Below are 15,132 nucleotides of genomic sequence, written 5' to 3'. Positions count from 1 at the left end.
CCTGAGCGAGTAAGTTGTAGAAACGGCCCTGTCCCGCTTTTCTCTTCCGCGAGATGGGTTGTTTGGGAGGTGTTGAGTTTGGGAATCCTGAAGAAACTGATGGTTGGCTTCTTCCTGCTCCTCTTCATCGGGGTTGCGGCAATCTTTGGAATGCAGTACTACTACGAAACAGCTTACAACAAGGTTCCGGTCGAGGTCAAGACTGAAACCGTGAGCGGCGACGTCTTCTACCTCAGCCACGTGCTCGAGCCTGGAAAGTACAAGATAACGGCCGATAGCGAGGGGACAGTCGAGAAGATAACGATACTCGACGAGAACGGTAACGTCTTGACCGAATCCGAGACGGACAGCTTGATATACGGCTCCAGCGTGCCGTTTCAGGTGAGAGTTGACTACAAAGCTCCGGTTAACGTTGAGAGCTACACGGTCTCGGTCGGCATATACAGGCTCGTGAAGAAGTGAAAGAAATGACGACTCCTCTTGAAGAGCGAATAGGTACATTGACATTGCGAAAATCTTAGGGGAAGGCTCATTTGAGTTTGTCCATTTTGAATTTTTCTTTGCGAAAGGTTTATTACCTAAAAATGCGTAACAAGTAAGAAAAGTAAACCCTGTCCCGCTTTTCTCTTCCGCGAGATGGGTTTATCAGGACGTGAGTGTATGCCCTCCGAACCCTCCACGGGCTTCAACGTTCTCGGCCCGCTCCTCGGGCTTCTCCTTCTCATTGGGGCAGTTGTGATTTTCCTCTCCCTCGCAAGGTGGTTTCTGGGACTCCTTCGGAGGTTGGTGTGATGCTGAAGAAAATGGCCATTTTCTTGGGGGTCACCCCCTTACCCACCCTACCGGTTTCCGTCCACCAGTTTCTGGGTCAGTTGCCCTCGATAACAACGAAGGAAGAGGCTGAATCCCGCGGTCTGATACTAACCTTCAGCAACGGTGGAGGCGGATGGGAAGGCTCGAACTATGTAAACTATTACCAAGCCTTCATTTGTCCCCACAGAAACGAAAGTCTGAACAACTGCCCCGGGAAACTCTGGGGGCTCTCACCTGAGGGGTTCGGGAAGGGAATAAGAGTTGTTGAAATAGGAAAACCCTGAGGAGATGAGAAAAATGAGAAAATTCGTTATTTTTGTCGCATTTTTCATTATCGTGGGCCTCTTTTTGCCCCTTGCTAGCTCTTCCAGCGCCTGGGAGGTCGTCTACGGCGTCCAGCGTGATAAAACGATGTTCGACAGCGTTTACAACCCCGTGGCATTCATTCCGGGGACCTCTGGGGATTACTACCTCCTTGGAAGCCACGGGACGGGGTTGGCCGTTCTGGTGCACCTCTCGCCGATGGGTGAAGTGCTCTGGATGAAGAACTTCAGCCTCAGCCAGAAACTCCCCCTAAACCTTCCCTCCGGGCAGTTCCAGGCCATACAGGACATCGGAGTGGGGAGGGACGGTATCTACGTCGTTTTGATGACGAACGGTGTCATCAACGTTTCAGCACCAAGCGACTGGATTCGTGGAGACCCGCTGTTCACGCTGGTCAAGTTCGACTTCTCGGGGAACCCGGTCTGGGTCAGGGCCTTCAAGAACTCCAACGGTGGCTATGGGGGCATCAGGGTTCAACCTACCGACGACGGGGCCATCGTGCTGGCTCCGGTTTACGCGCACATGCACCACAAGGACCCGGACGACCCCTACGACACCGACCACATAGTCCCCCGCCTCGACGTTGGGGCGATAAAGTTCGACTCCTCCGGGAACCTCGAGTGGGTCCACATCTACGGAAGGGAAAGCATCCACGAATACGTTTGGGCCGTGGGTTCCGACGGAAGTGAAGTCGTGATAGCCTTCTCATCCGCCGGAGGCCCGGACCTCGGGTTCATAGGCATAGACCCCGGGACGGGAAACCTGAGATGGGTCAGGGAGTACAGGCAGGCCATCGATGGCGGTGAGCTCTGGGAGATGGGCGGATTCAACAGCCTCTCCGGTGGAAGGCCCATGCTCTACAGTGTTCCCGACGGGTGGATCTATACCAACGGTTTAAGCGGGAAGTATGACGGAGGGGCCTCGATCTGGATGAAGCTCGATAAAAGGGGGAACATCCTCTGGGGTGGCTTCTGGAACACTACCCTCTACAAGGGACAATCTCCTGCGGGATTTGCCCTCGCAGACGATGGTAACTACGTTCTCTTCGACCCGCTCGTCAAGATGTCCCCCTCCGGTGAGATCCTCAGGGTCTACTACGACGTTCAGCCCCACAGCCGCTACATAGCCCGCGCTGGGGACGGCTTCGTCATCTTCCTCGTCCCGGACCGGCTCCTGAAACTCGGCCCGAACATGGAGTTCGCCGGCTGCGATGTCCATCACGTTGAGGAGGGAGAAGAGCTAACCGCTTGGGTTCCCAACTTCGTGGAGCTGGGAAAGGATGATGTAAAGTTCGTGAAGGTGCCCTTTTACTCGGAGGGTAAGTTTGAGGAGGCTTTCGAGTTCGACGACTTCCCGACCGGAGAGTGGTACAGGATTGGAAAGCCCAGCGTCTGGGTTCACGACCATCCGAGCGAGTATTTCCACGTTACGGACGTCTGCAACCAGACTGGCTCGTCCGAGGCTACCGGGACCTCGACAGGCCCCGCCACGTCCTCCAACTCACCAACTGCCACGTCCGAAAGCCCCGGCTTTACGAGCTCAGGATCATCCGGCGGCTCCAGCGACGGGGAAACGGGCACAGAGGATGGGTTTTCGGTTGACGTGATCTGTGGGCCCGGGATAATTGCCCTGCTCGCGCTGCTGGTGGCTACAATAACTCGGAGGAGATGAGGAATTTCCCTGAATATGAAGTGGCGTGAGAAAACGTTATATTTCTCCATCCCCAGTGAGTATCATCACTCTCACGGGTGGTTGCCATGGGCAGATACTTCGGCACGAGCGGAATCAGGGGACTCTTCAACGAGTGCGTTACCCCCGAGCTGGCACTGAAGGTCGGAAAGGCTGTCGGGACTTATCTTGGGGGAGGAAGGGTCGTCGTTGGAATGGACACGAGAACGAGCAGTGAGACCCTCAAGTCGGCTTTAATCAGCGGACTTCTCAGCACGGGCGTTGAGGTGATAGACATAGGCCTCGCCCCCACACCGCTCACGGGCTTTGCAATAAAGCTCTACGAAGCCGATGCGGGCGTTACGATAACCGCAAGCCATAACCCGCCGGAATACAACGGGATAAAGGTGTGGCAGTCCAACGGAATGGCCTACACCCCCGACATGGAGGCCGAGCTTGAGAGAATTCTCGAATCCGGAAACTTTAGAAAAGTTCCCTGGAACGAGATTGGGACGCTCAGAAGGGCCGACCCCAGGGAGGAGTACATAAGGAAGGCCCTCGAGATGGTGAAGCTCAACGATTCCTACACAGTTGTCGTTGATTCCGGCAACGGTGCTGGGAGCATTTTAAGTCCCTACCTCCAGCGCGAGCTGGGCAATAAAGTTATTTCGCTCAACTCCCACCCGAGCGGTTTCTTTGTGAGGGAGCTCGAGCCGAACGCGAAGAGCCTCTCAGGGCTGGCGAAAACCGTTAGGGTCATGAAAGCGGACGTTGGGATAGCGCACGACGGGGACGCCGACAGGATTGGGGTCGTTGACGACGAGGGAAACTTCGTCGAGTACGAGGTCATGCTCTCCCTCATAGCCGGCTACATGCTCAGAAAGTTCGGGAAGGGCAAAATAGTCACCACCGTCGATGCCGGCTTCGCTCTGGACGACTACGTCCGGCCTTTAGGCGGGGAAGTTATAAGGACGCGCGTTGGAGACGTGGCAGTAGCCGATGAACTGGCTAAACACGGGGGAATCTTCGGTGGCGAGCCGAGCGGGACGTGGATAATCCCCCAGTGGAACTTAACCCCCGATGGAATCTTCGCGGGGGCACTCGTCCTCGAGATGATAGACAGGCTCGGGCCTATAAGCGAGCTCGCCCGGGAAGTTCCACGCTACGTAACTCTAAGGGCGAAGGTACCCTGCCCCAACGAGAAGAAAGCTAAGGCGATGGAAATCATAGCGAAGGAGGCTTTGAAGAGCTTCGACTATGAGAAGCTGATTGATATTGATGGAATAAGGATTGAGAACTCCGACTGGTGGATTCTGTTCAGGCCGAGCGGAACCGAGCCGATAATGCGCATAACCCTCGAGGCCCACACGGAGGATAAGGCAAAGGAGCTGATGGAGAAGGCTGAAAAGCTGGTAAAAGAGGCTGTGAGGAGGGCTTAACCCATTATGGCTCTCCTGAGCCTTTCCGTACTTCCCTCGATGTCGTCCTTGTCGAACTCCATGAACTCAGCCTCCGGGAAGCGCTCCATGAGCTCCTCGAAGAGCAGTCCTGGCCCTGTCTTAACTTCAAATCCGAATTTCTCAACGACTTTCCTACTCTCATCAAGTCTCTTCCCCTTGTCCATGTAGAAGAACGCCGGAATCAGGCCGTAGTCGAAGGAATCGGGGTCGTTCGAGGTCGTGTGGAAGACACCGCAGGTTGGGGAGCCCTTAACGCCGACGAAGACCACCCGCTCCGGCTTTTCTTCAGTTAGAACCCTCCCTATGAAGTCCGCTACGACCTGAACTCTCTCGCGCATGCCGAGTCTCTCAAAGCTCTCCCTTCCCATCGGGGGCCTTGGCCAGCCGATTAGCTCGAACTCGGGGCATGGATAAGCCAGAACATGCCACTCGTCGCCGAGCTCTCCAACCAGCTTCCTTAGCTCTCTTGCCGTCATGTATTCCTTCTCCTTCGGCCCGCGGTAGACGTAGAACGGGCTTAACAGGCAGGGGGCGATGATTAGGAGGTTCACGGTAATCACCCGATAACTTTTATCAGAGGAACCTTCTCGAAATCCGAGTCAAAGGTTAGAATGCGCTCAATCTCGTGTTCCACGCAGGTTGCAACGATGGGGGCATCGTTGGGAAGCAGTTGATACTTCCCCTCAATCTCAGAGCGACTCATAGTACGCCTCCTTAAGGCGCTTGTAGTTGATTTTTTCGACCTTTCTGATGAGCATGGAGTCGATTATCTCGTCAATGTCGGGAGTTATTACTATCCTCACCCTCGTGTGTTCCGGCAGGTTTAGCTTCTTCAGAGGCCTCAGCACATCGTTCTCGTAAACCGCCTCAACAACCTCCATGTTCCCACTAACTTCCTTTACCCCTAACTCCCTTTAAGCCTTGCTCAGCTCCTCAATAATCCGCTCCACCTTCTCCCTCAGCTCCTCAAGGGTTCCCTCGTTGACTATGACATAGTCAGCCAATTCCTTCAGCTCGCTCGTGTGATAAAGCCTCTCCTCGGCGTCGTCCATCGCCCTAAAGTCTTCGAATGTCTTGATTCCCTTGTCCTTGCTGGCCTTCCTCCTCATCAGGCGTTCGAACCTTATCTCGGGTTTGGCTTCGACGTAGATGACCTTTCCACCGAGCCTTTTTATCGCCTCGATTTCCTCCCGCGAGCGGACGCCGTCTATGACGACCTTTTCGCAGTTCCTCTTCTTGTCAACGGCGAGGCGAATCAATATGTCCCCGCCGTATTTGTCCTTCAGGTACTTCCCGAACTCTATGAGTTTCTCGCGCGTCGGCTCGGCCTTCTCGGGCAGTTCCGGAATCCAGGAGTAGTCGGAAACGTTGTGAGTAAGGAGGTCTATAAGAGGGTCACTGCACGAGACCCTGCAGAAGCCCTTCTCCTCGAAAAACCTGGCAACGGTAGTTTTCCCAGCGGCAATCTTTCCAACGACTCCGATTATCATCTCCTCCGCCTCCAGTAGCGCCATACAACCTTGGCCCCATCTGTGGACTCCATGAGGCCGTCGTAGGTGAGTTTCGCGACGAACTCAAGGAGGGCTTCCTCATCGACCATCGTGGGGAATTCGAAGCCAAAAAGATATTTCAGCTCGAAGAAGCCGATGTGGAGAAGCCTGAAAGGATTGAGGAGGTAAACCTCCTCCCTCTCGTTTAGCGAGAATGGAAAATCCGCTAAGACAAGCTTTGCGCCCCTTTCCCCCGCGATTCTCACGAGCTTGTCCTCGTCCGGGAAGAACAGCTCCCTAAGGTTCCCTTCAACGGCCTCATACTCGAGCCTTGGAAAAGTATATCTCAGTCCGACTGCCTCGTAGGGGAGCTTGAGAGCCCTGGCAAAGCCGAGGAGTGGTTTGGCGGAGAAGCTCAGGAAGACGAGCGTTTTCAGGTTTCCTCTAACTTCAGGCCATTCCCTCGGTGGAAACCTCCGCTCTGCCTCGATTATCGGCATTAGGAACCCAAGCTCCGTCCCCTTTACGAGTTTTTCCACCTCATTGAGCTTTCTCCTCTTAATTTCAAGGTCGAGGTTTGAGTAAACCGTAACCTGCTTGACTCCGAGCCTCTCCCGGAGCTTTCCGATGACGAGGCTGTTGCCGATGATAACGCTCTTGTCAGTCCTGTCGTGGGCTATTATGAAGAGCTTGTCCCCCCTTGGGTCGTAGCGAACCTCGTCTATCCTGAAGGGGCTCTCTGGAAGGCCGTGCTCAAGCCTTATCTCCCGAACTAATTTTGATACGTCCTCGACCGTTGGGGGAATCATCGAAATAGAAAAGACGAGGAGGTTAAAAAGCTAAAGGTTCCCGATTATCTCTTCCCCTTCAATCGTTCTCTCGCAGTAGTGGCAGCGGAGCTTGAGCGGCTCCCTGCTCTCGACCTTGAAGCGCGGCCTCACGTACTCGTGGTTGCTGACGCAGTTTGGATTTGGGCAGGTGAGGATTCCCACTATCTCGTCTGGAATCGAGACCTTGAACTTCTCCACTATCTTGTAGTCCCTGACGATGTTAACGGTGGCGTCAGGCGCGATGAGGGCAATCTTGTTGACCTCTTCCTCGCTCAAATACCTTCCCTCAACTTTTACGATGTCCTTCCTTCCGAGCTTCTTGCTGGGGACGTTCGAGGCTATCAGCAGCGTTCCCCCGTTCGGCTTGGTTAATCCAAGGATTTCGATGACCTTGAGCCACTTTCCGGCCGGAATGTGGTCTATGACTGTCCCTTCGGGGATTACCTCAACCTTCAGCTCGGGCATTTCAGAGCACCCCCGTAACAGCCCTTTGCTCCGCAAAGCGCTGGCGGAAAATATTTGGGGTCTTACCAACACTCCAAACTCTCCATGCATCCCCTCCAGAGTTTTGAAGGGGATGCGCCCTCAAACTTGTCTTCATTCAGAGCACCCCCAGCGTTAGACCCAGAAGAGCCATCCTCACCGGCACGCCGGAGAAGACCTGCCTGAAGTAGAGCGCGTGCTCGCTCTTGTCAACCTCTGGGTGAATCTCGTCCACCCTCGGGAGCGGGTGCATGACCTTTAGCGTTTCCTTGGCGTTCTTCAAAAGCTTGCAGTTCACCTGGTAGCTGCCCTTGACCTTCAGGTACTCCTCCTCGTCAGGGAAGCGCTCGCGCTGGATTCTCGTTACGTAGAGCACATCAAGCTCTGGAATCGCGCCCTCGAGGTCGGTCGTCTCGTGGATCTTAACGCCCCTCTCGCGGAGCTCCTCGACGATGTGCTTAGGCATCCGCAGGAGCTCTGGTGAAATCAAATAGAGCTCGACGTCGTAGAAGGCTAAGGCCTCCGCGAGGCTGTGAACTGTTCTCCCGTACTTGAGGTCGCCGAGCAGGCCGATGGTGAGGCCGTCAATCTTCCCAAAGGCGCGCTTTATCGTGTAGAGGTCGAGGAGGGTTTGAGTTGGGTGCTGGTTGCTCCCGTCGCCCGCGTTGATGACAGGAACCTCCGCCACCTCCGCCGCTAGCCGAGCGGCTCCCTCCATCGGGTGCCTAATCACAATCACGTCGCTGTACTGCTCAACGGTTCTTATCGTGTCGGCCAAGCTTTCGCCCTTCCTGACGCTCGTGCTCGATGCCGAAGAGAAGCCTATAACAGAGCCGCCGAGCCTGTGCATCGCGCTCTCAAAGCTAAGCCTCGTCCTAGTCGATGGCTCGAAAAAGAGCGTGGCTAAAATTTTCCCCCGCGCGTATTCGAGCGAGCCCTTCTCCCTGAGTTCTTCCTCAAGCCGTTCGGCGACCTTCAAAACGAACTCGATGTCGCTCTTTGAGAAGTCCCTAATGCTTATAACGTCCCTTCCGTTCCAGTCCATAGGTGCCCTTCTCGTGTAAAATTCGATGGGTTTTTAAGTCTTTTTTGACATAATTTTGTTCAGTAAAAACCGCAATACCTTTAGGCTATAAGTCGATTATGCTCTGGCTGGTGATGGTTATGAGGACTCCCGCCGTTTATCTGGCAGAAGAGGTCATGCCTTATCTGCGGGCGAAGGTTGCTGAAGTCCTCTATCGAGGGGGCTTCAGACAGGCTGAGATTGCGGATTACTTAGGAGTTACCCAGGCAATGGTGAGCAAGTATCTCGCCGGCAGGTACAAAAGGCCCCCTGGGGAGCTGGCGAGAAAGCTCGATGAACTGGCGGAGGAAATCGGAAGGTTCATCCTCTACGGCGGGACGAGAGAAGAAGCTGTGGTCTTGGTTTCAAAGCGTCTCGTGGAACTCTTCAGGAGCGGTTTTCTCTGTAAGTTCTACTCCAAGTACGCGGGGATTAGCGAGGAGGCCTGCAACTCCATATACTCCGACAGGACTGGCACAGAAGTCCTTGAGGAACTTGCCGTCGCCCTGAAGAGGCTGGTGGAAATGGATGGTTTTAAGGAGCTCATCCCTGAGGTCAGGAGCAACTTTGCCTATGCCCTGCCTTCTCCCAAAGGTCCGGAGGAGGTGGCAGCGGTTCCGGGGAGGATAACGATAGCCAAGGGGAAGCCCTACGCACTGCCTCCTGAGTTCGGGGCCAGCAGGTTCACCGCAGGTATTCTCGTTGAGGTTGGCAGGCTTCGTCCGGAAGTACGGAGCGTTCTCAACGTTCGCTACAGTGATAGGATCAGGGAGGCCCTCCGGAGGCTTAACTTCAGGGTCGCACGGGTAAAAACAGAGGGAATGCCGGAGGATGAGGCAATTAAGGAGATAGCCAGACCATTTGCCGATGCTCTCTACGATGTCGTTGTTGATGAAGGCGGTCACGGTGTTGAGCCCCTCGTTTACATCTTCGGCAGGGATCCCTTCGATGTGCTGAAAAAGGTTGAACTTCTGATTAACGAGCTGGGGGTGAGAAGGTGATTTACACCCGGGAGCTCCGGTTTTCTACGAGGGGAGAGATCGACCTCGTGGACATAACGGCCGAGGTTGAAAGGGTCGTCGAGGAGAGCGGAATCGAGAACGGCATTGCTCTCGTTTTCGTGCCCGGGGCTACGGGCGCTATAGTCACGATAGAGCACGAGTCGGGTCTCTTGGAGGACTTCAAGCGCACTCTACGGGAGCTGATACCAAAAGGCGCCGGCTACCTCCACGACAGGATAGATGACAACGCCCACAGCCACCTGCGTGCGACGCTCCTCGGCGCGAGTGAGTGCTTCCCAATCGTTGACGGCAGGCTCGTTCGTGGAACCTGGCAGCAGATTTTCTTCGTCGAACTCGACGTCAGGCCGAGGCAAAGAAGGGTAATAGTGCAGGTTATGGGGGAGTGAGAACTTCGAGTTCTCACCTAATTTATATACCTTGAAAAGTGTGAGTTCTCAAAACTCATAACGCCCGATGCGAAGGCGTTAAATAGGTTTGGAACGCAAAAGGGGAACGGTGGGAGAATGGGAAAGAGGATAGTTGTTGAGCTTCCTGAAATAGTAAAACTGCCCGAGGACGAGATAGAAGAGAGGGTCAAGGTTGAGTTGGCCATAAGGCTATATGAGAGGGGAATACTCTCTTTTGGCCAAGCGAGAAAGCTGGCTGGGCTGAGCAAGTGGGAGTTTCTCGAGATTCTTGCGCGGGAAGGCAAAGGGATTCCTTACGACGAGGAGGAGCTTAAGAACGACCTCAAAGTCCTGGAGGAGCTATCATAAGAGTTGCCATAAACTCATCGCCACTCATATTTCTCGCCAAGCTTGGACTGCTCCACATTCTCGATGAACTCTTTGACGAGGTCTACATTACCAATGCAGTCTACTACGAAACCGTTGTGGAAGGAGTCGCGCATGAGGAGGCTGTGGATATAGCGAAGGCGAACTTTTTGAAAAAGGTCTCACCCACGAATCAGCGACTCGTTAGGTTCCTGCTTGAGCTGGTTGATTACGGAGAGGCCGAGACAATATCGTTTGCCATTGAAAAGGACGTTGATTTGGTCGTTCTCGATGATAAGGAACCGAGGAAGGTCGCGAGGAGCTTTGAACTGAGAGTAACCGGGACACTTGGAATTCTGCTTTTTGCCAAAAGGAAGGGTCTGATTAGTGAAATTGGACCCTATGTAGAAGAACTGAGGAAGCACGGGTTCAGAATCTCCGATGAAATCGTGCGAAAAATATTGAAAAGCGCTGGAGAGCTTAAATCTTGATTGATATCTCTGCCTTGTTGCTCTTCTTGAGCTGGATGGTGAAGATGCGCTTCTCAGGAATAATTCCAAAGAGACGCCCTCAGTTCCAGTATTGAACCTCCAAAAACGCCGTAAAAGGGGGTAATAACCCGCCCGAGTTCATTGACTCCGCCCTCGGCGGTGCTCCCCGGGCGATTTGGGTTAGGCGTTTCAACATAAAAGGCTTCCGGTCAGATCTCAATCGGATTATCTAGGCCTTCAAACCTTTCCTCCGGAGCCTCCTCGTATTTGCCGCTGGCCTTGACAACGAGATAATATATTATCGCCCCGATTATGTTAAGGAAGAGGGCCACAAGGATCCATATCAACTTTTCCGTATCCGGCATGCGCTTCTGTTTTGTCACGATATCGTATATCACCCAAATCACTGCTATCAGGCTGAGTATGCCCAACAACCAAACTATCCCGACAAATGCGAGTACCATTGCCATAGGATCACCTGTACAAGATTACGAAAGAAGAGAATAAAAGGGTTTCCCGTTCCGGGAATCACTTCTTAAGCTTCTCGCAGTTCTTGACCCAGTTCTCGAGGATGTCCTTGAGCTTGGGCTGGCCGATTTCCTCGAGCTCGTAGCGGACGCGAACGGCTGGCTTGTTGAGGTTCATGAACCTGCGCAGGTCAACTGGGGTGCCCATGATGACGACGTCGGCATCGGCCCTGTTGATGGTCTCCTCGAGCTCCTTAATCTGCTTCTTGCCGTAGCCCATAGCAGGGAGGATGACGTCGAGGTGCGGGTACTTCTTGTAGGTCTCGACGATGGAGCCGACGGCGTAGGGCCTCGGGTCGATGATTTCCTTCGCTCCAAACTTCTTCGCTGCAACGTACCCGGCTCCGTACTTCATGCCGCCGTGGGTGAGGGTCGGACCGTCCTCGACGACGAGAACGCGCTTGCCCTTGATGAGCTCGGGGTTGTCCACGAATATAGGTGAAGCGGCCTCGATGACGGTGGCGTTCGGGTTGACCTTCTCGATGCTCTCGCGGACCTTCTGGATGTCGTCTCTGTTAGCGGTGTCGATCTTGTTGATGATTATGACGTCAGCGGCTCTAAAGTTGGTCTCACCGGGGTGGTACTTGAGCTCGTGGCCGGGCCTGTGCGGGTCGGTGACAACTATCCAGAGGTCGGGCTCGTAGAACGGGAAGTCGTTGTTTCCTCCGTCCCAGAGGATTATGTCGGCTTCCTTCTCGGCCTCGCGGAGAATCTTCTCGTAGTCAACGCCCGCGTAAACCACCATACCGCGCTCGATGTAGGGCTCGTACTCTTCCCTCTCCTCGATGGTGCACTCGTACTTGTCGAGGTCCTCGAATGTGGCGAAGCGCTGGACGACCTGCTTCCTCAAATCACCGTAGGGCATCGGGTGCCTTATGGCAACGACCTTGTACCCCATCTCCTGGAGGAGCTGGGCGACCTTTCTTGAGGTCTGGCTCTTTCCACAGCCGGTTCTGACGGCGGTGACCGCAACGACAGGCTTGCTGGACTTGAGCATGGTGCTCTTGGGTCCAAGGAGCCAGAAGTCGGCACCAGCGCTGTGGGCCCTGCTGGCGAGGTGCATGACGTGCTCGTGGGAGACGTCGGAGTAGGCGAAGACGACTATATCAATGTCGTGCTCCTTGATTATCTTCTCCATGTCATCCTCGCTCCATATCGGGATTCCGTTCGGGTAGAGCTCGCCGGCGAGCTCGGGCGGGTAAAGCCTGCCCTCGATGTCCGGAATCTGAGTGGCGGTGAAGGCAACGACCTCGTATTCAGGGTTGTCCCTGAAGAACACGTTGAAGTTGTGGAAGTCCCTTCCGGCCGCTCCGAGAATCAGGACCCTCTTCTTTTTCTTCTCGGCCATTTTTGTTCACCCCTAAAACTTTGTCCGCTGACGTATCGAGCTTTACACTTATAACGGTTTTCGTTTAATAATACAAGCTCTAAGCGGGATTTATTCGATAAAGCTATTATTGAACTGAAAAACATCCAAACACGGCTGAATATTCCCCGTTTGAATTTACCTGTGGGGTTGATAACTGGCCCGATTATTCTCTAACGTCCATTATCTCCGCCCGCTGGTACTCGACGATTCTCTCGGGCCTTATCCTGATGAGTTTGTTAACGGCCCCTCCCCCGCCGATGACGTGCTCGTTCTCCAGAACCCTTGGGTCAATTATTGTCCTGAGCGGCACGCCGACGGGAGAAACGCCACTGACCTCGTAGCCTGTAAGTTCTTTGACCTCTTTTGGCTTTGCAAACCTGCACTTTCCGAATTTCTTTTCCAGCTTCGGAAGGCTGACCGTCAAGTTCAATCGGAAGCCAACGCCCGAGGAGGTAGAGGAAATAGAGCGCCTCGCCAATGAGAAAGTCCAGGAGAACGCTCCAGTTGAGGTTTACGAGCTTCCGCGCGAAGAAGCGGAGAAGCACTTCGGAGAGGACATGTACGACCTGTTTCCCGTTCCGGAGGAGGTTAAAACCCTCAAGGTGGTCGTCATCGAGGGCTGGAACGTCAACGCGTGCAATAAGGAGCACACGAGGACGACGGGCGGAATTGGGGGATAAAAATCGGAAAGGTTCGCTTCAGGAGGAGCAGGGGGCTTTTGGAGACTAGTTTTGGAGTCGTTTAGCTTTTTCTCACCCACAGCGCCCCTGCCATGCCGAAGTATGTCGGACAGGCATAGGCACTCGCCTTTAACTCGAACTCCGCTTTTCTCATCGCCCCGAGCATTATTAACATCTGCCAGTAGCTGTCCACGAGGGCCTTCCTAACGAGGTCCTCGGGGATGCTGAGAAGCTCCTCAAGGCGGTCTTCGTTGATGAGCTTCATTATCAGCCTGTCGTACTCCTCACTCTCCTTCACCTTCCCGTAGGGGCCGTTTTCGCTATGACCGTGCCCGTGATCCGCGCTGATTATCAGCGCAACCCTCTTCTCCTCCAGCTCAAGGACTTCGCTGAGGATTTCGCCGAAGCGGACGAGCGTTTTCCTGCTAACTCCCCTCGACGGCGTCATCAGGACGAGCGGTTTCCTTTCGAGGAACTGGAGCGGGATCAGCTCACCCCAGCTCAGCGGCCAGCGAGAGTACTCACCGCGGAGTGATGCAAAGTTCAGGTCAACGACGGGCATTCCCGCATTTTTCTCGGCCTCGTAAATTTCCTCGGCCAGCTCTCTGTCGGTCTTCCACTCCCCTGGCAGTTCCTTTCCCTCGAAGCCGAGCCACGAGACGAGGTTTTCAGCAAGGACGACGCCGAGGTGGTCGCTCATTCTGACGTTGTGCGGGCTTATCAGGACGTAGGAGTCTGCATCTTTGAACTCCTCACCGATTCTCCTCAGGACTTCCGCGAGCCTCTCGGTTTCCTCGTCTGGGGGCTCAAGAACCGGGTTCCCGTGGGGCATCATGCCTATTCCGACGAGCATGGTACCACAGAAAAGGGTGAGAAAAGCGAAATAAAAATTCTCTCATTCCTTGTCGGATGCCGTGAGGGGCTGGGGCATTGAATCGTCGGCCGGCCCCCATTTCAGGTAGATCTCGTAGTAGTTTCTTCCGTTTCCGTCCTTGTAAGCGTAGTAGAGCCGTGTGTGATGTCCCCAGTTGTTTATGGTTACGTGGTAGTGAGGTCTGTAACCAGTGGCACTTTCACGGTATGTGTCCACGTTTCCTGTAAAGCACACCTGAACGCCGGCTCCACCGCAGACCTGCGTTGAGATAGTGGTCGTGAAGTAAACCCCTCCGTTGTCAGAGGATCCATCGAACAGTATGTCAAAAGAGTTTATGTTTTCGCTTCTGTCCCGGTACCTAACGGGCATTCCTGCGGGTATTTCCCCGCTGTAGTGACCTATGGAAGTTACGTGGAAGTTCTCTATTCTTATTGGGACTAAAGTCCAGATGTCCCTGCACCAGAGCCACGTGCAGATCTCAGTTTCGGTTACTCTATAAGCAACGTTTGAAGTCACAAGGCGAACTTCTCCGTCTGAGGCGGAGATTGCGCAAGATATTTCTTTATCTTTCACTAGAGTTGACCCTGAATCCTGCCACATTGTTGGGTCAGGTTTGTCTACCCAATCTTGGGAAAAGCTCTCGTATGCTATCGCGTCGTCCCTGCCGACAACCCAGCTGACGGTGGTTCCGGGTAGGCTCCTTATGATGGCCGTTTTTATGCCATTGATAGTGATTTCCCCATGGTCTTCAGTTCGTATGCTCTCAACGTGGATGCCGCCTCTTCTGGCCTTCCCCTTGTGGAGTGGTACCTTTAAGTTTAGGGTTGTCATGGGTTTGTTCGGCTCGAAGGTTATGGTCTTCACGCCCCAGTAGTTCTCGTTTGCGACTATTATGAGCAGGGTAACCGGCATGAATCTGACTTTTTCAACACTTTCTACTCTGCCGTTCTCGACTTTGGTTTCCAGATACGTGCCCATGGGCTTCCTTTCTATCTTGACGGTAGGTGTGTAGAGGTCTCCGGAATAGAGCTGGCGCGGTTTCTGGGAGGTCATGTCAATTACAACTATCTTGGCTCCGCTCAGCTTTTCGGGGGTCTGGATGTTAATCTTCGCGAGTCCGACTGGCTTTCCCTGAAGCCAGTCAAGATATGCAGAGTAAAGGGTACCCGCGTTGTCGGGTTGGACTCCGTACACGGCCGGGATCACTAGGATCACTGCTGCCAGTAGTAGTGCTGTTGCCGCTATCTTTGTTCTACTCTTCTTCATGTGGAGTCACCTCGTGATTC

Annotated in this window: 21 protein-coding genes and 1 pseudogene; 10 read left to right on the top strand and 12 right to left on the bottom strand. The window is 54.0% G+C overall.

Annotated elements, in window-relative coordinates:
- Positions 1 to 78 precede the first annotated feature (78 nt).
- From TGAM_RS10650 to glmM, 5 genes are all read left to right on the top strand, one after another.
- Positions 79 to 462 carry a hypothetical protein gene (locus TGAM_RS10650; RefSeq protein WP_048811366.1) on the top strand — a complete coding sequence of 128 codons (384 nt, stop codon included), beginning with the start codon at positions 79 to 81 and terminating at the stop codon, positions 460 to 462.
- A 198-nt stretch (positions 463 to 660) separates the two neighbouring features.
- Positions 661 to 792: a hypothetical protein gene (locus tag TGAM_RS11410; protein ID WP_274378319.1), complete on the top strand. Its 132-nt coding sequence runs from the start codon at positions 661 to 663 to the stop codon at positions 790 to 792.
- Positions 792 to 1,097, top strand: coding sequence for a hypothetical protein (locus tag TGAM_RS10645; RefSeq protein WP_048811365.1), 306 nt, complete (start codon positions 792 to 794; stop codon positions 1,095 to 1,097). The genes TGAM_RS11410 and TGAM_RS10645 overlap by 1 nt, the downstream gene beginning before the upstream one ends.
- A 4-nt stretch (positions 1,098 to 1,101) precedes the next feature.
- Positions 1,102 to 2,808: a CGP-CTERM sorting domain-containing protein gene (locus tag TGAM_RS10640; RefSeq protein ID WP_015859701.1), complete on the top strand. Its 1,707-nt coding sequence runs from the start codon at positions 1,102 to 1,104 to the stop codon at positions 2,806 to 2,808.
- Positions 2,809 to 2,894: 86 nt separating this feature from the next.
- Complete coding sequence (gene glmM / locus TGAM_RS10635) at positions 2,895 to 4,244, top strand: phosphoglucosamine mutase (RefSeq protein ID WP_015859700.1); 1,350 nt, start codon at positions 2,895 to 2,897, stop codon at positions 4,242 to 4,244.
- Here glmM and TGAM_RS10630 read toward each other — a convergent pair.
- The 7 genes from TGAM_RS10630 to pyrB form a co-directional block, all read right to left on the bottom strand.
- Positions 4,241 to 4,816 (bottom strand): DUF523 domain-containing protein, encoded by a 576-nt coding sequence (locus tag TGAM_RS10630; RefSeq protein WP_015859699.1) that lies wholly within the window; start codon positions 4,814 to 4,816, stop codon positions 4,241 to 4,243. The two genes, glmM and TGAM_RS10630, sit on opposite strands and share 4 nt — an antisense overlap.
- A 5-nt stretch (positions 4,817 to 4,821) precedes the next feature.
- Complete coding sequence (locus TGAM_RS11080; protein ID WP_015859698.1) at positions 4,822 to 4,968, bottom strand: PIN domain-containing protein; 147 nt, start codon at positions 4,966 to 4,968, stop codon at positions 4,822 to 4,824.
- On the bottom strand, positions 4,955 to 5,146 hold the full coding sequence (locus TGAM_RS10625) for an antitoxin family protein (RefSeq protein ID WP_015859697.1): 192 nt from the start codon (positions 5,144 to 5,146) through the stop codon (positions 4,955 to 4,957). Before TGAM_RS10625 ends, TGAM_RS11080 begins: the two co-directional genes overlap by 14 nt.
- Before the next feature lie 33 nt (positions 5,147 to 5,179).
- Complete coding sequence (locus TGAM_RS10620) at positions 5,180 to 5,755, bottom strand: AAA family ATPase (RefSeq protein WP_015859696.1); 576 nt, start codon at positions 5,753 to 5,755, stop codon at positions 5,180 to 5,182.
- Positions 5,752 to 6,564: a hypothetical protein gene (locus TGAM_RS10615; protein WP_015859695.1), complete on the bottom strand. Its 813-nt coding sequence runs from the start codon at positions 6,562 to 6,564 to the stop codon at positions 5,752 to 5,754. The genes TGAM_RS10620 and TGAM_RS10615 overlap by 4 nt, the downstream gene beginning before the upstream one ends.
- A 30-nt stretch (positions 6,565 to 6,594) precedes the next feature.
- Entirely contained in the window at positions 6,595 to 7,050 is a 456-nt protein-coding gene (pyrI, locus tag TGAM_RS10610) for an aspartate carbamoyltransferase regulatory subunit (protein ID WP_015859694.1), read from the bottom strand.
- Positions 7,051 to 7,186: 136 nt separating this feature from the next.
- A complete protein-coding gene (pyrB, locus tag TGAM_RS10605) occupies positions 7,187 to 8,113 on the bottom strand; it encodes an aspartate carbamoyltransferase (RefSeq protein ID WP_015859693.1) in 927 nt (308 codons plus the stop codon).
- A gap of 119 nt (positions 8,114 to 8,232) precedes the next feature.
- Here pyrB and TGAM_RS10600 point away from each other — a divergent pair, with 119 nt between their 5' ends.
- From TGAM_RS10600 to TGAM_RS10585, 4 genes are all read left to right on the top strand, one after another.
- Positions 8,233 to 9,132 (top strand): thiamine-phosphate synthase family protein, encoded by a 900-nt coding sequence (locus tag TGAM_RS10600; RefSeq protein WP_015859692.1) that lies wholly within the window; start codon positions 8,233 to 8,235, stop codon positions 9,130 to 9,132.
- Positions 9,129 to 9,539, top strand: a complete 411-nt coding sequence (locus TGAM_RS10595) for a secondary thiamine-phosphate synthase enzyme YjbQ (RefSeq protein WP_015859691.1) — start codon at positions 9,129 to 9,131, stop codon at positions 9,537 to 9,539. The genes TGAM_RS10600 and TGAM_RS10595 overlap by 4 nt, the downstream gene beginning before the upstream one ends.
- A gap of 117 nt (positions 9,540 to 9,656) precedes the next feature.
- The gene (locus TGAM_RS10590; protein ID WP_015859690.1) at positions 9,657 to 9,908 is read left to right on the top strand and encodes a UPF0175 family protein; all 252 of its coding nucleotides are present in this window, start codon (positions 9,657 to 9,659) and stop codon (positions 9,906 to 9,908) included.
- Positions 9,909 to 10,051: 143 nt separating this feature from the next.
- Entirely contained in the window at positions 10,052 to 10,396 is a 345-nt protein-coding gene (locus TGAM_RS10585) for a DUF3368 domain-containing protein (protein WP_148206306.1), read from the top strand.
- A gap of 209 nt (positions 10,397 to 10,605) precedes the next feature.
- Here TGAM_RS10585 and TGAM_RS10580 read toward each other — a convergent pair whose 3' ends face one another.
- The 3 genes from TGAM_RS10580 to TGAM_RS10570 all read right to left on the bottom strand — a co-directional run bounded on the left by TGAM_RS10580 (position 10,606) and on the right by TGAM_RS10570 (position 12,716).
- A complete protein-coding gene (locus TGAM_RS10580; RefSeq protein ID WP_015859688.1) occupies positions 10,606 to 10,866 on the bottom strand; it encodes a PLD nuclease N-terminal domain-containing protein in 261 nt (86 codons plus the stop codon).
- Between the two features lie 58 nt (positions 10,867 to 10,924).
- On the bottom strand, positions 10,925 to 12,271 hold the full coding sequence (locus TGAM_RS10575; RefSeq protein WP_015859687.1) for a cyclic 2,3-diphosphoglycerate synthase: 1,347 nt from the start codon (positions 12,269 to 12,271) through the stop codon (positions 10,925 to 10,927).
- Between the two features lie 184 nt (positions 12,272 to 12,455).
- Complete coding sequence (locus TGAM_RS10570) at positions 12,456 to 12,716, bottom strand: aminoacyl-tRNA deacylase (protein ID WP_238516212.1); 261 nt, start codon at positions 12,714 to 12,716, stop codon at positions 12,456 to 12,458.
- Between TGAM_RS10570 and TGAM_RS10565 the strand changes: the two are divergent.
- Positions 12,700 to 13,037 (top strand): annotated as a pseudogene (locus tag TGAM_RS10565) (alanyl-tRNA editing protein); the annotation flags it as partial. The gene TGAM_RS10570 and the pseudogene TGAM_RS10565 overlap by 17 nt on opposite strands.
- On the opposite strand, the gene TGAM_RS10560 reads toward TGAM_RS10565, so the two are convergent.
- Both TGAM_RS10560 and TGAM_RS10555 read right to left on the bottom strand, forming a co-directional pair.
- Positions 13,034 to 13,825, bottom strand: coding sequence for a DODA-type extradiol aromatic ring-opening family dioxygenase (locus TGAM_RS10560; protein WP_015859684.1), 792 nt, complete (start codon positions 13,823 to 13,825; stop codon positions 13,034 to 13,036). The pseudogene TGAM_RS10565 and the gene TGAM_RS10560 sit on opposite strands and share 4 nt — an antisense overlap.
- Before the next feature lie 42 nt (positions 13,826 to 13,867).
- On the bottom strand, positions 13,868 to 15,112 hold the full coding sequence (locus TGAM_RS10555; protein WP_015859683.1) for a hypothetical protein: 1,245 nt from the start codon (positions 15,110 to 15,112) through the stop codon (positions 13,868 to 13,870).
- Positions 15,113 to 15,132: the final 20 nt, after the last annotated feature.

The sequence above is a fragment of the Thermococcus gammatolerans EJ3 genome (assembly GCF_000022365.1).
In the GTDB taxonomy this organism is placed as follows: Archaea; Methanobacteriota_B; Thermococci; order Thermococcales; family Thermococcaceae; genus Thermococcus; species Thermococcus gammatolerans.
The sequence above is the reverse complement of the archived record's forward strand: the minus strand, read 5'-3'. Positions and strand labels throughout refer to the sequence as shown.

Coding starts and splice junctions, on each gene's coding strand:
- TGAM_RS11410 (WP_274378319.1), top strand. CDS start 661: ATGCCCTCCGAACCCTCCACGGGCTTCAACGTTCTCGGCCCGCTCCTC.
- TGAM_RS10645 (WP_048811365.1), top strand. CDS start 792: ATGCTGAAGAAAATGGCCATTTTCTTGGGGGTCACCCCCTTACCCACC.
- TGAM_RS10640 (WP_015859701.1), top strand. CDS start 1,102: ATGAGAAAAATGAGAAAATTCGTTATTTTTGTCGCATTTTTCATTATC.
- glmM (WP_015859700.1), top strand. CDS start 2,895: ATGGGCAGATACTTCGGCACGAGCGGAATCAGGGGACTCTTCAACGAG.
- TGAM_RS11080 (WP_015859698.1), bottom strand. CDS start 4,968: ATGAGTCGCTCTGAGATTGAGGGGAAGTATCAACTGCTTCCCAACGAT.
- TGAM_RS10625 (WP_015859697.1), bottom strand. CDS start 5,146: ATGGAGGTTGTTGAGGCGGTTTACGAGAACGATGTGCTGAGGCCTCTG.
- TGAM_RS10620 (WP_015859696.1), bottom strand. CDS start 5,755: ATGATAATCGGAGTCGTTGGAAAGATTGCCGCTGGGAAAACTACCGTT.
- TGAM_RS10615 (WP_015859695.1), bottom strand. CDS start 6,564: ATGATTCCCCCAACGGTCGAGGACGTATCAAAATTAGTTCGGGAGATA.
- pyrI (WP_015859694.1), bottom strand. CDS start 7,050: ATGCCCGAGCTGAAGGTTGAGGTAATCCCCGAAGGGACAGTCATAGAC.
- pyrB (WP_015859693.1), bottom strand. CDS start 8,113: ATGGACTGGAACGGAAGGGACGTTATAAGCATTAGGGACTTCTCAAAG.
- TGAM_RS10600 (WP_015859692.1), top strand. CDS start 8,233: ATGAGGACTCCCGCCGTTTATCTGGCAGAAGAGGTCATGCCTTATCTG.
- TGAM_RS10590 (WP_015859690.1), top strand. CDS start 9,657: ATGGGAAAGAGGATAGTTGTTGAGCTTCCTGAAATAGTAAAACTGCCC.
- TGAM_RS10580 (WP_015859688.1), bottom strand. CDS start 10,866: ATGGCAATGGTACTCGCATTTGTCGGGATAGTTTGGTTGTTGGGCATA.
- TGAM_RS10575 (WP_015859687.1), bottom strand. CDS start 12,271: ATGGCCGAGAAGAAAAAGAAGAGGGTCCTGATTCTCGGAGCGGCCGGA.
- TGAM_RS10560 (WP_015859684.1), bottom strand. CDS start 13,825: ATGCTCGTCGGAATAGGCATGATGCCCCACGGGAACCCGGTTCTTGAG.
- TGAM_RS10555 (WP_015859683.1), bottom strand. CDS start 15,112: ATGAAGAAGAGTAGAACAAAGATAGCGGCAACAGCACTACTACTGGCA.